Source organism: bacterium, from assembly GCA_008933615.1.
GTDB lineage: Bacteria > CLD3 > CLD3 > SB21 > SB21 > SB21.
Map to the genome: position 1 here is coordinate 62,935 of WBUR01000016.1, position 16,591 is coordinate 79,525.

At 45.2% G+C, this 16,591-nt stretch carries 15 protein-coding genes and 1 pseudogene; 6 read left to right on the forward strand and 10 right to left on the reverse strand.

Going from position 1 to position 16,591, the window contains the following annotated elements:
* Nucleotides 1-103: 103 nt before the first annotated feature.
* Nucleotides 104-1,357 carry an inositol-3-phosphate synthase gene (locus tag F9K33_07690; protein ID KAB2879885.1) on the reverse strand — a complete coding sequence of 418 codons (1,254 nt, stop codon included), beginning with the start codon at nucleotides 1,355-1,357 and terminating at the stop codon, nucleotides 104-106.
* A gap of 81 nt (nucleotides 1,358-1,438) precedes the next feature.
* On the reverse strand, nucleotides 1,439-2,167 hold the full coding sequence (locus F9K33_07695; GenBank protein KAB2879886.1) for a CDP-alcohol phosphatidyltransferase family protein: 729 nt from the start codon (nucleotides 2,165-2,167) through the stop codon (nucleotides 1,439-1,441).
* Between the two features lie 177 nt (nucleotides 2,168-2,344).
* On the opposite strand from F9K33_07695, the gene F9K33_07700 reads away from it, so the two are divergent.
* Genes F9K33_07700 through F9K33_07715 form a run of 4 tightly spaced genes read left to right on the forward strand, consistent with a single transcriptional unit; the run spans nucleotide 2,345 to nucleotide 6,010 of the window.
* Nucleotides 2,345-3,736 carry a cation-efflux pump gene (locus F9K33_07700; protein ID KAB2879869.1) on the forward strand — a complete coding sequence of 464 codons (1,392 nt, stop codon included), beginning with the start codon at nucleotides 2,345-2,347 and terminating at the stop codon, nucleotides 3,734-3,736.
* 2 nt (nucleotides 3,737-3,738) lie between these two features.
* Complete coding sequence (gene pgeF / locus F9K33_07705) at nucleotides 3,739-4,500, forward strand: peptidoglycan editing factor PgeF (GenBank protein ID KAB2879870.1); 762 nt, start codon at nucleotides 3,739-3,741, stop codon at nucleotides 4,498-4,500.
* A gap of 35 nt (nucleotides 4,501-4,535) precedes the next feature.
* A complete protein-coding gene (locus F9K33_07710) occupies nucleotides 4,536-5,258 on the forward strand; it encodes a PAS domain S-box protein (GenBank protein ID KAB2879871.1) in 723 nt (240 codons plus the stop codon).
* Nucleotides 5,258-6,010, forward strand: coding sequence for an RNA methyltransferase (locus tag F9K33_07715; protein KAB2879872.1), 753 nt, complete (start codon nucleotides 5,258-5,260; stop codon nucleotides 6,008-6,010). The genes F9K33_07710 and F9K33_07715 overlap by 1 nt, the downstream gene beginning before the upstream one ends.
* Here F9K33_07715 and purQ read toward each other — a convergent pair whose 3' ends face one another.
* Nucleotides 6,011-6,730: a phosphoribosylformylglycinamidine synthase subunit PurQ gene (purQ, locus tag F9K33_07720; protein ID KAB2879873.1), complete on the reverse strand. Its 720-nt coding sequence runs from the start codon at nucleotides 6,728-6,730 to the stop codon at nucleotides 6,011-6,013.
* 366 nt (nucleotides 6,731-7,096) lie between these two features.
* On the opposite strand from purQ, the gene F9K33_07725 reads away from it, so the two are divergent.
* Nucleotides 7,097-8,602, forward strand: a complete 1,506-nt coding sequence (locus F9K33_07725; protein KAB2879874.1) for an MFS transporter — start codon at nucleotides 7,097-7,099, stop codon at nucleotides 8,600-8,602.
* Nucleotides 8,603-8,618: 16 nt separating this feature from the next.
* Entirely contained in the window at nucleotides 8,619-9,827 is a 1,209-nt protein-coding gene (locus tag F9K33_07730) for an MFS transporter (GenBank protein ID KAB2879875.1), read from the forward strand.
* 92 nt (nucleotides 9,828-9,919) lie between these two features.
* Here F9K33_07730 and F9K33_07735 read toward each other — a convergent pair whose 3' ends face one another.
* The 7 genes and pseudogenes from F9K33_07735 to F9K33_07765 all read right to left on the reverse strand — a co-directional run.
* Nucleotides 9,920-10,843, reverse strand: a complete 924-nt coding sequence (locus tag F9K33_07735) for a patatin-like phospholipase family protein (protein ID KAB2879876.1) — start codon at nucleotides 10,841-10,843, stop codon at nucleotides 9,920-9,922.
* Between the two features lie 134 nt (nucleotides 10,844-10,977).
* Nucleotides 10,978-11,718 (reverse strand): hypothetical protein, encoded by a 741-nt coding sequence (locus tag F9K33_07740; GenBank protein ID KAB2879877.1) that lies wholly within the window; start codon nucleotides 11,716-11,718, stop codon nucleotides 10,978-10,980.
* Nucleotides 11,719-11,836: 118 nt separating this feature from the next.
* On the reverse strand, nucleotides 11,837-12,550 hold the full coding sequence (locus F9K33_07745; protein ID KAB2879878.1) for a phage Gp37/Gp68 family protein: 714 nt from the start codon (nucleotides 12,548-12,550) through the stop codon (nucleotides 11,837-11,839).
* Nucleotides 12,551-12,552: 2 nt separating this feature from the next.
* Entirely contained in the window at nucleotides 12,553-13,434 is an 882-nt protein-coding gene (gene tcmP / locus F9K33_07750; protein ID KAB2879879.1) for a three-Cys-motif partner protein TcmP, read from the reverse strand.
* Between the two features lie 331 nt (nucleotides 13,435-13,765).
* A pseudogene (locus F9K33_07755) lies at nucleotides 13,766-14,134 on the reverse strand (C1 family peptidase).
* Nucleotides 14,135-14,307: 173 nt separating this feature from the next.
* A complete protein-coding gene (locus F9K33_07760; GenBank protein ID KAB2879880.1) occupies nucleotides 14,308-15,075 on the reverse strand; it encodes a C1 family peptidase in 768 nt (255 codons plus the stop codon).
* Between the two features lie 24 nt (nucleotides 15,076-15,099).
* Nucleotides 15,100-16,591, reverse strand: a 1,492-nt coding sequence (locus F9K33_07765; protein ID KAB2879881.1) for a hypothetical protein, incomplete at its 5' end; no start/stop codon positions are given.

Genomic DNA, 16,591 nt, shown 5'->3' on the forward strand with positions numbered 1-16,591 from the left:
ACCGCCGTGACGCTAAAATTCAAGCACAGATGTAAATGAAAAGTCTCCGTATTTAGCGGAGACTTTATAACGATGCTTGATAAGATGTTATTTAGAAAATGGATTAATCGTAATAATCCAAACCCAAGTGCGTGATGAGGTCTTCGCCTTTCATCCAGCGAAGTGTGTTCTTCATTTTCATCAATTGGATAAAAAGATCGTGTTCAGGATACACGGAGGAAGCGTGCTGGGGGCTCTTCCAATAAAATGAAAGCCATTCCTGAATGCCTTTGAAGCCAACGCGTGATGCGAGGTCCAAAAAGATCGCCAGATCCAGTACGATCGGCGCGGCAAGAATCGAATCGCGGCAAAGAAAATTCACTTTGATCTGCATCGGATACCCAAGCCAGCCGAAAATATCGATATTGTCCCATCCTTCTTTATTATCCCCGCGCGGCGGATAATAGTTAATTCGCACTACATGTGAAATATTGCCGTACAAGTCGGGATATAATTCCGGTTGAAGAATATGTTCCAATACGGAAAGTTTACTTTCTTCTTTTGTCTTAAATGACTCCGGATCGTCCAGAACTTCTCCGTCGCGGTTGCCAAGAATATTGGTTGAATACCAGCCGTTGACTCCCAACAGACGCGCCTTAAAGCCCGGCGCCAGAATGGTTTTCATCAACGTTTGCCCGGTCTTAAAATCTTTACCGCAGATTGGTACATTCTTATCCAGGGCAAGCTGCATCAATGCAGGAATGTCTGCAGATAAATTAGGCGCGCCATTGGCATACGGAACGCCTTCCATGATCGCGGCATAGGCGTATATCATACTGGAAGGGATGTTCGGATCATTTTCACGCATACCTTTTTCCAGACTCTCAATGGTATTATGAACTTCGGAGGGCTTGATAAATATTTCCGTAGAACCGCACCACACCATCACGAGACGGTCGCAACCGTTGTTTTTCCTAAAATCCTGTATGTCTTTTCTAAGTTGGTCAGCCAGGTCCATCTTATTCTTGCCGGTCTTGACGTTGGGCCCGGTCAGTCGTTTCACATATTTCTGATCGAAAACGGCTTTCATCGGTTTGATTTTTTCCAATTCGGGCCGAACTTGGTTCAGCAGATCTTTTTCAAGCACGCCGGCTTTCATGGCAGCTTGATACATATTGTCTTCGAAAATATCCCAACCTCCGAAGACAATTTGATCCAATGCTACCAAAGGAACAAAGTCTTTGATCTTGGGAGTTCGTTTCTCCGTTCGTTTTCCAAGGCGGATCGTGCCCATTTGTGTCAGAGAACCGAATGGCTGGCCAATGCCATTGCGCGAAGCAATGACGCCCGCAACCATGGTCGTTGCTACGGCTCCCATTCCCGGAAGCAGAATTCCTAATTTTCCATTTGCATCTTTTATTTCAACTGTTTTCTTTTCCAAGAGAGCGTTCTCCTTTGCTTAGCGTACTTCTTCTTTTAATGATGTTTTTTCATGTTGCAGTTCCATCGCTAACCCGGTTTTGTAGCTGTGAACCATACGTTGGACGGATGTGTAATTAGACAAGACCGCAACAACGGCCAGTGGGAAAGTAAAAATATAGATAGGTTTGAAAAACTCAATACCGTTGTAGATAAATACAAAATTCGGGTCTATGAACCACACCGACATACCGCAGAACATGGAACCCGCTCCAAGCCAGACGATGCGTTCCTCTCGTTTCATCAGTCCAACTTTACATTCGATATGCAGGCTTTCCGAACGCGCGCGAATGTAGCTGACCATGGTGGAACCTCCGAGCGCAACAAAACAAAACACGGACGAATAAAGATAATCCTGCGCGACGAGATAATATCCCATGCCGAGAAACATAATTACTTCGCTGTACCTGTCCAGAACTGAGTCATACAGGGCGCCAAAGCGCGTACTGAGCCCTGCGGCCCTGGCTACTTTTCCGTCGAGCATATCGCATAATCCGCCTATGAGAACAAAAAAGCCGCCCCATCCGACGTATTCCAGATCCGCACGCGTACCAAATTTTGCCCCAAAAGCAAACGAACCGGCTGCGATGAGATTCAGCACCAGGCCTAAGGTAGTAAACCAATTCGGATTTACTTTGGTTCTACTAAATAAGCTGATTAGCGGTTGGATAAGTTTTGTAAATCCGGTCTGTATGGGCCGGGGTAACATTAGACTCAAATCAAAGTCCTAGTAAATTGGTAATAAAATCAGAGGAAAAACCAAGATTAGCCTTTGTCTTAACGGGCGAATTTAAAAATTGGGTATGTAATAAGCAAGGTATTTCTTGACAAAGAAAGCTTTAATGAATACCTTTTTCGAAAAATTTGGCACCTTATTTGAACTACTATGACGTTTGATCAGGAAATGCACGCCGACAAAAAGCGGGTCGCTTTGACCTCAGTTTTTGCGGCTATCTTTTTGACAGGATTCAAGTTAATTGTCGGTTTCAACACCGGAAGTTTGGGAATACTGTCCGAAGCCGTTCACTCGGCGCTTGATTTGGGTGCGGCTTTTTTGACTTACATCGCGGTACGGATATCGGACAAGCCGGCGGATGCAGAGCATCCGTACGGACACGGAAAGATCGAAAATATTTCAGCCTTGCTTCAAACCGTGATTCTTATCGGCACTTGTTTCTTTATTATCAAGCTGGGTGTTGAGAGAATAATCGATGATAATACAGAAGTCGAGGTCACGTTCTGGAGTTTCGCTGTAATGGGAATTTCAATTTTGGTGGATTATACACGTTCCCGCGCGCTTTTACGCACGGCTAAAATCTATCGAAGCCAGGCTCTGGAAGCGGATGCTTTACATTTTTCAACAGATATCTGGAGTTCGATGGTCGTCATATTCGGACTCGTATTGACCTTGGCCGGATTCAAACACGGCGACTCGCTTGCGGCGATCGGCGTTGCCGTTTTCGTTCTGTATGTGGGGGGTAATTTATTGAAAAAAACCATCGACGCATTGACCGACAGCATTCCGAAAGATATTGAAGAAAAAATACGGCAGGTAATGAAGACCATCGAAGGAATTTACAGCTACCGTTATCTGCGAGTGCGTCAGTCGGGATCGAAGATATTCGTCGATATGTATGTTCACATCAACCGCACCGTGCCCTTCGAATTGGCGCATCATGTGACGGATGAGGTTGAAAGCAAGATCTCCGAGATCGTTCCGAATGCGGATATTCTCATTCACATGGAACCGTACGAAAATGAGAACGAAAGCATTATCGATAAAATCAGGATGATCGTGACGGAACAAGGTTTAACCTGCCACAACATCCGCGCTCAGAAGATATCAAACGGGTATGTCGTGGATTTTCATTTGGAATGTAACAACCAGATGCCCTTTGCCGATGCGCATGAGGCCTCGACACGAATTGAAAGAAAACTTAAGCAGAAAATTGACGAAATAAAGAACGTTAAAGTTCATATCGAAGATGCGCGCGACCGCGAGATTCAGGCGGAAGATATTACGAGGCGTTCGGCGGCGTTGATTGAACAGGTGAGGAACATTGCTTCAGAAGATGGCGCGATCCTCGGATGCGATGATTTTATTATAATAAAAGTGGAAGGACACAAAAAACTCATGTTCGATTGCCACATCAAATCCGGGTTGTCGCTGGACGAGGTGCACGCCATGATGACTTCATTTGAATATCGTATTAATAAGAGCCTACCGGAAATCACACAGATCGTGATTCACCCGGAAACTCTTGACGCGGTATCATAGTCATGACGATGCATTTTAATGAAAAAGATTCTCTTCGTTACGGGAAATTCACATGTTTTGATACATTCCCATTTGTTAAAGCCGTTTTCTCAACACGAATTGGCGGCGTGAGCGAAGCGCCGTTTGATCAATTGAATATGGGAATTACGACGGAAGACAAAAAAGAAAATATTGAGGAAAACAGAAAACGATTTTTCGAATCAGTTGGAATTGATAAGAATTTGGTTGTGATACAGAAACAAGTTCACGAAACTCGATCCGCATACGTACGTAAGCCTGCGTTTCTGGATTGCACTGATGCCGCATTTACGGATCAGCCTAATGTCTTCTTGACCGTCTCGGCCGCAGATTGTGTCCCGGTACTATTTGTTGAACCGCAGAAGAAAATCGTCGGCGTCATTCATGCCGGATGGCGTGGGACGGAGCAGGGAATTACCAATAAAACTATTGAAAATGTAAAGCATCAGTTTAATATAGACGCAACGAACATCGTTGCGGTTATCGGCCCGTCAATCTCGGTAAAACATTATGAGGTTAGCGAAGCTGTGGCAAGTCGGTTTGATAGAGGGTTTGTGGTGCGGGACGGATACTCAAAACCGCATCTTGATCTTTGGAAGGCCAATGAGGCTCAGTTGAAAAAAGCAGGAGTTGGAAATGTTTTTATTTCAGGGTATTGTACTGTGGAACGCCGGGACCTTTTTTTCTCCCATCGCGGAAGCGGCGGACGCAGCGGCCGAATGCTTGGAGTAATAGGAATCATTTAGCATTGAATATTTTATACTAACCATAAAAAAACATTATGGAATCAATAGATAAATATCTTCAGAACTTGGTTAAATATGCAGGCGATGCAATTTTTACGGTTGGTAAAACGCAAACGGTTTTATCGTGGAATTTAGGCGCGGAAGAATTATTCGGGCACACGACAGAAAGCATGGTAGGTAAGGGCGTGGATATTCTTTCGCCGTACGACAACAAACGGATGATGCGTTCCCTCGTAATGGAAGCGATGGAGGAGGGAACTTTAAAAAATCTGGAGTGCGAGTTAATTCATCAAAACGGCCGAACGGTCTCGGTCTATCTTACCGCATCGCCGATCCGTGATGCGAACGAAAATGTCGTTGCCGTGTCCATCATTGCGAAAGACGTGACCGATCAGAATAAACTCCTGTTCACGCTGATTGAAAAGCAAAAGAGGCAGGCGCACTTAGAGGCGCTGATGGAGTCACTGACCACGATTTCGCATTATATCCGGAATGCGGCGGCTGTGATATCTGCCAAAGCGGAGGTTTCCAAAGAAGTGAACCAAATAGACACGTATCAGACCCTGGTCAGCACTTGCATGAAGGAAACGAAACGGATCGCTGCGGTTATTGATTCGCTGAATGACATGGTTCGGGAAGTGGAACAAAGCGGCGACGATATTGAGACGACACACATGAACGGTGCGCCTTCGCGCGTCATCGATATTGAAACCCGCCTGAAAGAGCGCCTAAAAAAAATTGACGAAGAAAAATCATAATGCCTCCCAAAGATTTTAATTATCCCGATCTGCAACATATTGAAATCGTACTGGTGGAACCGCAAACACCGGGTAATATCGGCGCCGCGGCGCGTGCGATGAAAAATTTCGGCTTGAGCCGGCTGAAGTTAGTTGATCCATGCGACCATTTATCAAAAGAAGCGCGCATGATGGCGGTGAAAGCAGAGGATATTCTTGAAAAGGCAGCGATCTTTACCTCGTTATTCGATGCCTTGAAGGGAGCGCACCTTACGATTTCAACCACCGTTCGGATCAGAGAAACTCATTTTCCAACATTCACGCCTTCTGAAACGGCGCTGCAGATCGGCCAAATTGCCCGGAATAAATCCGTCGCCCTCGTTTTTGGCAGGGAAGATAACGGCCTTACAACCGATGAAATTCATCAATGCCGGATCGTCTCAACGATTCCAACGCATCCTGGCCAATCGTCAGTCAATCTCGCGCAAAGCGTGATGATTTATGCGTACGAAATATTTAAGCAGTCACTGACAGCAAATCCGAATTTCTATTGGGATTATGCGGAGCCGCATGAAGTAGATTTATTCTATCAACGCGTTCAGAAATTACTTGAAAGAATCGAATTCAAGCCTAAACATACGATGGAAGATTTTATGGTTGCCGTCAAGCGGGTGTTTGGCAGAACGCATTTGGAGGACAGGGACGTACGCCTCTTGCATAAAATTTTTCAGGAGATTGAATTTTATATAGGGAAGGTCGAACAAAAAAAGTAGTTATATCGTGCCCGCCAGCGCTGTTATCCGTTCAACCGAATGCAGAATGGAAGTAAAAACTTTCAAACCGTCGTCATTTCCCAAAACCCTATCCGCGCATCGTTCCGGGTGGGGCATCATGCCGAGTACATTGCCTTGCTCGTTGATGATCCCGGCGATGTTATTGCGTGAACCGTTTGGGTTGGATTCCGGGTCGATCACCCCGTTTTCCGTACCATAACGGAATATCACACGCTGCGTGTCCTCCAATTTTTTTATAACATCGTCATCGGCGAAATAATTTCCGTCGCCGTGCGCAATGGGAACGGTAATGACTTGAGCGTTAGCATAATTCGAGGTGAAACGTGTCGTATTATTTTCCACGCGCAGGTAAATATTTTTGCAGATAAATTTCAATTTATGATTGCGCAAGAGCGCGCCGGGAAGAAGCCCGCATTCCGTCAGAATCTGAAATCCGTTGCAGATGCCGATGACGGTTCCGCCGAATTTGGCGAATTCAATCACATCCTGCATAACCGGCGCAAAACGGGCAATGGCGCCTGTTCGCAGATAGTCGCCATACGAAAAACCGCCGGGAACAACGATCAGATCAAAATCCTTCAGATCTTTCCTGTCTTTATGCCAGATAAATTCGGATTGCTGATGGATCAGTGCACTTGTCGTGTAAAATGCGTCGTGATCGCAATTAGAGCCCGGGAATACAATTACACCGGTTTTCATTTTTATTATCCTTAGTATCAATGTTCGTGTGCAATATACATGCTGTAACCTGAATTGTCAATTTTGAATTTTAAATTCTTGACGATCACTGAAGGAGGACTCAATGATCACTGTGCCTGAATTCCGTGGTTAAATAAGTTTTTGGCGTTAGAATCAGAAAGGGAATCAGGGAACTCAAGGTGTGAAAGAAGTTCCGTCGGACACGTCCGCGAAGGCTGTCATTCTGGAAGAATCTTTTTGATTCATAGCTCTACCTTTACTCAAAAAAGATTCCGACGGAATGACATGTACGTTGTGTTACGCACTCCGTAGATGAAAGAGCGGCTGGCTCAAACCACGAGGAAGGTCAACATATAATGATCGCAGATGCCTAATGGATTATGTTCCACATGGACTCTGCATGGCGGTTGCGTGAATAGAGATGAAGAATCTGTTTTTTATCGCGATTCTCAGGCCGTATTTGAATGTTTGTATTTTCGAAAGAAAGAATTACATTTCACGGATTTTGGAACTAACGAGGTTATTACTGTGAGCGCCCACGTGAACCTAAAGAATGACAAGAAAACCATATTCGGCTGGTGCATGTACGACTGGGCGAATTCTGCATTCATTCTTACTGTTGTTACAGCCGTACTGCCTGTGTATTTTGCAGGCGTGGTTGTGCCGAAGGAGGGGTTTAATATCGGCGGGACGATATACAGCGCAACGTCATTGTGGGGATTTGTCATCAGCAGTTCCGCCTTGTTCGTTTTTCTATGCGCACCGGTATTGGGGGCGATCGCAGACTTTAGTTCGTCCAAGAAAAAATTTCTGATGGCATTTTGTTATACCGGAAGTTTATTTACCGTACTGCTCTATTTTTGCGGGACCGGCGACGTCTGGATGACCATGATCATATTGGCGATTGCGCAGATCGGATTTGTGGGCGGCAATGTTTTTTACGATTCTCTTTTGACAAAGATCGCGTCACCTGACAAGATGGATTGGGTTTCGGGAAAGGGATTTGCCTATGGATATATAGGAAGCGATATACAGTTCCTGATCTCTCTCGGGCTCATTATGGGGCATGAAAGTTTTGGTTTATCTCAAAACGACGCTGTGAGAATGGTTCTGGTTTTCTCAGGAATCTGGTGGGCCGGTTTTTCCATATTCACATGGATGCTGGTGTATGAAGAAAAATCACAGGGAGTTTTGCCCGAGGCGTACCGGAATAAACCGATCATAATCGCGTATATCTTGACCGGCCTTCAAAGAACAGTGATCACCACGAGAAAAGTAGGTAAATTGAAACATCTGATTTTATTTTTACTCGCTTTCATGCTGTATAACGAAGGAATTCAAACGGTCATCGTCATGGCAACCATTTACGGAAAAGAGGAATTGCAGTTATCTACCTCTGTTCTCATGATTACGCTTCTTATCATTCAACTTGTGGCGACGGGCGGAGCTTTGGGGTTCAGCAAATTAGCGGAACGTTTCGGAACTAAGAATACGATCATGCTGACGCTTTTGTTATGGTCGGGCGTGGTGGTGTACGCGTTTTATATGACGACGTCTGCTGAATATATGATGCTCGGGATTGTTGTTGGCATAATCCTCGGCGCGTCGCAGTCATTGAGCAGATCGTATTACGGGGCGATGATTCCTGAAGACGCGGCGGCGGAATTTTACGGATTCTATTCGGTGTTTACGAAATTTTCTGCGATATGGGGACCGCTGGCCTTTGCAATTATTCGACAGGTAACGGGTTCGTCAAGGTTATCCATCTTGTCCCTGATCGTATTCTTTATTGGAGGAATGGTTTTGTTATTTTTTGTGGATGAAGAAAAGGCAAGAGAGGCGAAACAGATTACATTGAACAATGATCAATGAACAATGAAGGGTATTCATGAAACGTTCTCCTTTGTTAGTGGTTTTTATAACGGTCTTTATTGATCTGGTTAGTTTTGGAATTGTGATTCCTTTACTGCCGTTCTATGCGCAAAATTTCGGTGCCTCCGGCGTGGTCATCGGGCTTCTGCTCAGCGTGTTCTCGCTGATGTCCTTTGTGTTCATGCCGCTGTGGGGAAGGCTGTCGGACCGGTATGGGCGCAGGCCGATACTTTTGATCACTATCGGCGGATCGTTTATTGCCTATTTAATTTTTTCAGCCGCTTTCTCATTGTGGATGCTGTTTCTTTCGCGCATACTTGCCGGTATTGCCAATGCAAATATTTCCGTAGCGCAGGCGTATATCAGCGATGTGACGACCGTCGAGAACCGTTCCAAAGGAATGGGAATGATCGGGGCGGCATTCGGGCTTGGATTTATTTTTGGACCGCTGATCAGCGGCGTGTTTTCAGCCGATTATTTCGGCGATATGAAATACGCCTTGCCGGGATATATCGCCGCCGGATTGTGTTTGCTCAATTTTATTTCCGCCTATTTTTTATTACCGGAATCCTTGCACGCCGATCTGAGAACGACTCAATCAGATAAAGCGCTGATTGACGTCAAAGCGTTACACAGAGCCCTGCAGACGCCGCAATTAGGGTTGATCATCTTGTTGCTTTTTATTGCGACGGTTGCGTTTTCGAACATATATGCGTCGTTCCCTCTTTTTATCATGGAAGAACCTTTTAAATTATCGACATCGGGCATGGGATGGTTTTTTGCGGAAATAGGTGTTTTCAGCGTGATCGTGCAAGGCGGATTGATCGGCAGATTAACGAAATTATTTGGCGAGCGAAACCTGGTTTTTGGCGGCGCGACGATGATGTGTATGGGGTTTATCGGGTTTCCGATTTCGTCGGCATTGCCTGTTGGCGGACTGATCTCGCTCGGCTTTTTCGTTGCGCTCTTAGCAGTAGGGAGCAGTTGTATGACGCCGACGATCATGAGCCTGAGTTCGCAGTTAGCCGATCCAAAGGAACAAGGTTCCATTCTCGGTATCATCCAGAGTTTTGCCAGTCTCGCGCGAATGCTTGGCCCGGCGATCGGGGGTGTGGCGTATGATTTTGCGGGACATGATATGCCGTATTATGTGGCGTTTGTCCTGATGCTGTTTTCAGTAGGAATAGCCGCGACGCTGCTCAGAAGGCATGGGTCTAGAATTTAGTTTTTCAAAAATGGTCACTCTGACTTGTCGAATGGCGGTTCATACTTTATCGATTACTTGTCATACTTCGAACAGCATGATGTCGTTACCCATCATGGCAAAGGCGTAAACGGTTCTGTGAGAGAACTGAAAAAAATCTTTTTTACTTCCGCTGCCGATCTTGCCGCTTCTTCCAGAGCGCATGCTTCCAGAACTTGCCGGCTGCCGACGTCATCCAGAGTAAATGAGTGAGGGCCGCTAAGCTGAAACTGTATCCGGTGATAATGCTCCCCGCAGATGAGTTTAACGATATTATTCGAACTCTCCGATTGCACTTGCATCGACAGGTCAATCATTGCGTTGTACATCCCTACGAGGCCGTATCCCCATTTCGGTTTTATCTTTTGAAATCCTTTGGTGCCCGTTCCGATCGACAGGATTCTGACCTCTTCCACAGGAATCCCCATGTGCAAAGCTTCCGTCAAGGCGGCGACACTCGGGTTATTAGCCCATAAACCGCCGTCGACATTGGTTCTGTCCGCGTCAACCTCAAAAGGCGAAAAAAATACGGGCGCGGCGGCGGTGGAAGCAGCTACTTTCCATGCGGGCATATTCTGATCGCGCACGTAATCTTCACGGTGTCGTGTCTTATAAACCTTGGCTCTGCCTTCGGCCAAATCAACGTAGGGTATGCACACCCGTCTGCGCGCATCATGCAGAATAGCCGTTTCGCCGATCATCAACTTGATCTCCGCAATGAGCGCTTCGGTTCTGTACTTTGGCTTCAGATAGCCTCTGGACAGTTTTTTAAAGAGGCGCGTGGAACCTTCCCGCAAAACCTTGATGACATGTTCGATTGGAACTCCCAGCGCGATAGCCAGTCCGATGACGCCTCCGGTCGACGTCCCGGCGATCATATCAAAATATTCGTAGAGCGGGTGATCGAGGGATTGTTGAATATGATCCAGATAAATGGCCGGGCAGATGCCCCGGATGCCGCCGCCGTCGATGGAAAGGATTTTGAATTCGTCGGGCATAGTGTCAATCCTGATCAATGAGGGTTTTGAATACTACCGCAATTTCCGGCTTTTAGGGTTAACGGTCAAGATGAAAAGTAGAGCGAAGCGCCGCTTCGCTCAAAAGTGGAGGTAGAACGATTAGACAAATCGTTCTACTTTTTCAAATAGGACCATTTCCATTTTTGCCAATCAGAAACTAGTCCTGCTTTTACTGGATTATTCAAAACGTAGCGTATAACACGCTGCAATTCGTCTTGATCGCGCACGACATGATCGTAACTTTCATGCTGCCAGAAAGTGCCGGAACGATTGAGGATTTTATTGGCTTGAATCGCTGTAAACGATTTTAGCGATTGCAGGATTTTGTAAAGCGAAGCGCCGCTTCGCTTTATATTTTCGTTCAGTTCAGTAGTAAAGCGAGCTTTAGCTCGCTCCGAGGCTGCAGGATTTTCAGTTTGATTAGAGCGAACTAAAGTTCGCTCTACAGAAAATACCATATGCACATGATTCGGCATGATGCAATACGCGAATAAATCGTATTCCTTACCGTCTCTGTGTTTGATCGCTTCGGCTACAATATTTGCAACCCTTTCATCGCTGAGGTGGTGAACTCTATTACTTGCCGAACCCAATAATTGATCGAACTTTGCAAAATACTTTTTTTGCCATATCCGAATTTCTTCTTTGACTTGTTTCGCCGGTGCGGTCTTAACAATTTTTCTTTCGGTCGCCTCACGTTCCTGTTTGAGACGTAGCATTGCTTCTTGCGGAAGTGATCCTGCCAGCCGAAATGTGACAAAGTAAATGGCACCGGGCGGATGGTAGTGCGGTAAATTGCGGCGATAAAATGTTTTCATTTGTTTAGTGTAGAACGATTTGTCAAATCGTTCCACATTTCAATTGTAGAACGAAGCGATGCTTCGTTCAATGTATTTGAACTTCGAACCACGATAAAGGGAAGCAGCGCGTCGCATGTTATTTTTCGCTTGTAGAGCGATTTGACAAATCGCTCTACATAACCGCCGCCGGCATCTCATCATACGTCCTGCCGTTCAGAATCCGACCGGCGGTCTTTTTACGAACACCGCCCCATTGTTTGAAGAAAAAAGCGACATTAGCCTGACGGCATTGTCTGTGAATATCCTCGACCCAATGTTTTTCCATCGGCCGCGCGCCGGGGCCAGATTCACCGCCAACGATGACCCAATTGATACCCTGAAGATTCAATCCGGAAAGTGGGCCGATCAATGGTTCTAAGGATAGAAATTTCGTATGAGCATGTGTTTGTCTTAAGTGATTAATTCGCTGAACGACTTTATTATTTTCAACGGACACACCCATCCAGATATTCGGGGTCCAGTTCAAATGTTTATCATACTTGGCAAGTATGTCGGATCGCTTGGTCAGAACCTGAAACGTGTGTTGTGTGCCGTCGTTCATAACCTTGAAAACTTTTTGAATAAAAGGCAGCGGAACGTCTTTATGAAAAAGATCACTCATGGAATTGACAAATACGGTTTTCGGTTTCTTCCACGTGTAGGGTATTCCCAAAGCGTCTTCATGAATGGTGAGATCAAAACCATTTCTGTATTTTTCTAAACCCATAGCCTTGAGCCGTCTCGACATGATCTCAGCATAGCAATTCTTACAGCCTGCCGAAATCTTTGTACAGCCGGTCGTGGGATTCCATGTCATTTGTGTCCATTCGATGTGGGATTGTGACATAATTATCTATTTTTCCTTTCAATGAGATTTGACGCAATTCGCAGTCCGGCAGAATTATTTGATGCGAAAAGTAAGTGGAATATCGGAGAATTCTTACTGTTTTTCAACACAAGAGGTTGAGGTGTAACTTCTTTCCAGACTGATTTCAATTGTGATATGTATAGTTCGGCAATTTTATTAACTGGATTTGGAATCTTTTTTATCTCCGTTTTCCAATCAAATAAAGTATTAACTTTGTTTTCTTTGTAAAAATAAGAAAGGATATCCTTTTCACTTAATCCAAAGAACGCTTCAAGTTTGTCCTTATTCCTCAGGCCATTCTTTGTAATCAGCCGATTAATTGCTACACCTGAGGGGATTAGTATCCAAATATCGGAACGAGTATTTTTCAGCGAAGCAATTGATTTCCACCGAACTTGCATTCCAAATGGATCGAGAAATACTAATGCCGCATATTTATTAGAATTCAATGCGCTAGCCAATTTTTTCAATTCCTTGTTACAATCCTCAGATCGTGCAATGATTCGATTTGGCTTGATGTGCTTAAGGCTTGATTTGAACTTGTCAATAATATCTACTTTGGATTTATCCAAATCAATAAAATAGTAGTAGTCGAACAAGTAAGGAGTCTGAAGCTCTAATATTCTTGTTACAGAGCCTTTGTATAGATGACGTTCCTGATCATTTTCTATATTAAAAAGTAGATCAAGATCGTCTACTGGACGATCAGCGTTCCCAAATCCGGCAAACCCATCAAAATATATTGTTTCCCAACTATACTTTTGTTTATTTCTATTGATAATTTTTAGATAAGCCTTAACATAATCGACAAAAGTCTGGAGCTTTTGTTCTGTCCAATGCCCGCCAAAATTTACTTGATTCATAACATTCCCGCAATATTGTCTAGCTACAAATAATTATTGACATGGGATAGATATTCTAAAAGCGACTCTAAATGCTGAATGAAAAGTAACTAATCAGTGCGAGAAAGCAAAGAAGAAAAAAGAAGTCCGCGCGAGGCGGGCTTTTTGTCTCCGACTACTTCAGGTTTTTCTTTGCAGTTTCCATCACGCGGCTTTTTGTGATGATTTCACGGGTGGAAAAGTTTCACCTTTGCTTGGTGAAATAACCCTTTCCTCTTGTGTCGGTGGAGGAAAGGACGTGTCATCCGTGTAGCCGTAAAAGATATATATGCCGGATTCACTGCCAGTTCCCTCACTTCCTTATCGTCCAAAAATCATCCGACAGATCGCGGTTACTCACGTATTGATAGGGAAGCGTGAAATAGCCTTTTATGCCCCAATCCGTTCCCCATGAATTACGCACGATGAATCTTTTGCCGGAGTCGTGATACCCGACGGCTAAGACCGCATGCCCGCCGATCATGCGTTCGCTTTTCTTCGGCATATTGGCAACACCGGTCTTAGCGACTCTCTGCGATTCAAAATCTTCATATACGGTAAATCCGAATACGAATGGAAAACCTTCGGCGAGGCAGGTTTTCATTTCATTCAAAGTAATAATGCGTCGGTACGATGAAATCCGGTGTTTCATTCCTTCTTTGTAACAAACCGGGCTCGGCTTCTCAGGTTTTTCTTTGCAGTTTCCATCACGCGGCTTTTTGTGATGATTTCACGGGTGGAAAAGTTTCACCTTTGCTTGGTGAAATAACCCTTTCCTCTTGTGTCGGTGGAGGAAAGGACGTGTCATCCGTGTAGCCGTAAAAGATATATATGCCGGATTCACTGCCAGTTCCCTCACTTCCTTATCGTCCAAAAATCATCCGACAGATCGCGGTTACTCACGTATTGATAGGGAAGCGTGAAATAGCCTTTTATGCCCCAATCCGTTCCCCATGAATTACGCACGATGAATCTTTTGCCGGAGTCGTGATACCCGACGGCTAAGACCGCATGCCCGCCGATCATGCGTTCGCTTTTCTTCGGCATATTGGCAACACCGGTCTTAGCGACTCTCTGCGATTCAAAATCTTCATATACGGTAAATCCGAATACGAATGGAAAACCTTCGGCGAGGCAGGTTTTCATTTCATTCAAAGTAATAATGCGTCGGTACGATGAAATCCGGTGTTTCATTCCTTCTTTGTAACAAACCGGGCTCGGCTTCTTTGCAAATTTGCTGACGACGTACGGCCATTTTGTTTCACCGCAGACGCCTTGTTTGGCCAGTGTTTTGATCCCGTTGCGAATCATCGCGCCGGAATCCGACTGTACCGAATGCTCGATGACGCGCTCGTTATAATAAATGAATAACCGGCTCATATCCTGAAACTTCACCCCGTTTTTCATTTCCAGAAATTCCAACGCCCCGGCGAGCGCATTGCCCGTGCAGCTTCCCAGCGCTCCTTGGTTTTCCACCGGAGGACACTTTTTGCGGAGATCAACCGATGAAGGTAATTTGGCCGGAATTCTCGCCACACTGCGGTAAAGAAAATCCCGTTGATCCGGAATATCCGGCACCCATCCGTAACCGGGCCTTCGGCTGTTTGTTTTTGAACTTTTCATTTGCCTCCTCCTGATGCAGGTGAATTAAAACCCTAATAAACTTCTTATGAATCCGTAATTGCTTGCGATATAGATGAGATAAATCATCATCATAGTTATGCCCAGACCCCATTCGACGGAGGCTACCAGCTGGAATGAAGAGGTGCGCGAAAATATCTCGGATGGGAATTTCGGTGAAAGAAAAACATACACGCTAAACCACATGGATTGAACAAAGTTCAACATGCCTTTTGACGTCGAAGAACGTAGTTTATTAATCCGGCCGGAGTCTGGCGGCGGCAGATCTTTTTCCTGTTTATCGTTATGAATAAGCGCCTTGATATCGGAACGGTATTTGAACTGATAGACCAATGAAAAAAACAACGTCATGATCAATGATGAGACAAAAAATCTCAATCCGCCGCCGTATCCATTGCGCACGAGGAGTTGGAGTATGTCGAGTTGAGCGCGCTCCATCCAACTATCCGTATGAAAGCGTTTCAGTTGTACTTCCTGGTAATTCAGCAGCGCAAGAGCGTCAGCCCGTAAATCTTCGGAAGCGTTGGAATTGGAATTGACAAATTGGATCAGTGAAACCAGAAAACGTTCCGCTTCACCGGGTTCCATGTGATCAAGATCAAACCAAATTTGTTTCAGCGCGATCAGGTCGAGGCCGTAGTTTAAAATATCATCATCCGCACGCACGGTATCCGCTATATTAGCCTTACTCAGTAAAATATCAGGCGCCGCCGATTCCCGAAGCCCTCGCTGCATGTCGTTCCGGCGAATGGTGATATTGGTCAAATCGGTGTAGCCGCTGAACGTGGCGCCGGAAAAACTCATGGACGGATCGAAACTCGTATTGGATAAATTGGTTTTTTTTCTGAATCGGGCATGGTACAGGTTTGCGCGTTCTGAAAATACCGTGCCGTAGAAATTGGATGACCGCTCAAACAAGGCATTGCGTGCGTCGAAATGGGTAATGAATGAATTAGTCAAATCAAATGAAGTGTACGTGCGTGAATCGGACAAGTTGAGTTGTGTGTAGATTTCGGAAGAGGTAATGATCGCCGGTTTTCGGAATTTACAGCGGCTGAGGTCGAGTGTCCCGCCGACGCGGGTATTGGTCATAACAAAACTGTCGACAAAGGTTGCATTGGCAAAATCAATATTTCCGCGGATCACGGTATTGGTAATTTCGATGGTCTTACTAAAAACCCGTTCGGGTTTGTCCGTTTGATATTGCGGAGGTGATTCCGTGCTGTAAATAATACATTCATCGATCCGCAACGGATGCGGCAGGTTGAGTTTCAGCAGGATGGCCGCAAAACTTTCCAGTTTCATCAAATTGAGCGATTCAATGAAAAGGCCTTCGATCGTTCGTCGCTGAGCCAACTGGTAATAGAAAAGCGAATCATCGGAATCCCGTGCATTATCCGCGACATAACGCATCCGGCGAGTTCGATAACCGCCGCCTGCATGACGTTCCGTAACGAGCACGGTGTCGGCGTTAATAAATTGCACATGAAAAGTTGCC

Excerpts from the sequence above, each read along its gene's own strand:
- F9K33_07690 (KAB2879885.1), bottom strand. The coding sequence starts at position 1,357 with ATGGGAGCCGTAGCAACGACCATGGTTGCGGGCGTCATTGCTTCGCGC.
- F9K33_07695 (KAB2879886.1), bottom strand. The coding sequence starts at position 2,167 with ATGTTACCCCGGCCCATACAGACCGGATTTACAAAACTTATCCAACCG.
- F9K33_07700 (KAB2879869.1), top strand. The coding sequence starts at position 2,345 with ATGACGTTTGATCAGGAAATGCACGCCGACAAAAAGCGGGTCGCTTTG.
- pgeF (KAB2879870.1), top strand. The coding sequence starts at position 3,739 with ATGACGATGCATTTTAATGAAAAAGATTCTCTTCGTTACGGGAAATTC.
- F9K33_07710 (KAB2879871.1), top strand. The coding sequence starts at position 4,536 with ATGGAATCAATAGATAAATATCTTCAGAACTTGGTTAAATATGCAGGC.
- F9K33_07715 (KAB2879872.1), top strand. The coding sequence starts at position 5,258 with ATGCCTCCCAAAGATTTTAATTATCCCGATCTGCAACATATTGAAATC.
- purQ (KAB2879873.1), bottom strand. The coding sequence starts at position 6,730 with ATGAAAACCGGTGTAATTGTATTCCCGGGCTCTAATTGCGATCACGAC.
- F9K33_07725 (KAB2879874.1), top strand. The coding sequence starts at position 7,097 with ATGCCTAATGGATTATGTTCCACATGGACTCTGCATGGCGGTTGCGTG.
- F9K33_07730 (KAB2879875.1), top strand. The coding sequence starts at position 8,619 with ATGAAACGTTCTCCTTTGTTAGTGGTTTTTATAACGGTCTTTATTGAT.
- F9K33_07735 (KAB2879876.1), bottom strand. The coding sequence starts at position 10,843 with ATGCCCGACGAATTCAAAATCCTTTCCATCGACGGCGGCGGCATCCGG.
- F9K33_07745 (KAB2879878.1), bottom strand. The coding sequence starts at position 12,550 with ATGTCACAATCCCACATCGAATGGACACAAATGACATGGAATCCCACG.
- tcmP (KAB2879879.1), bottom strand. The coding sequence starts at position 13,434 with ATGAATCAAGTAAATTTTGGCGGGCATTGGACAGAACAAAAGCTCCAG.
- F9K33_07760 (KAB2879880.1), bottom strand. The coding sequence starts at position 15,075 with ATGAAAAGTTCAAAAACAAACAGCCGAAGGCCCGGTTACGGATGGGTG.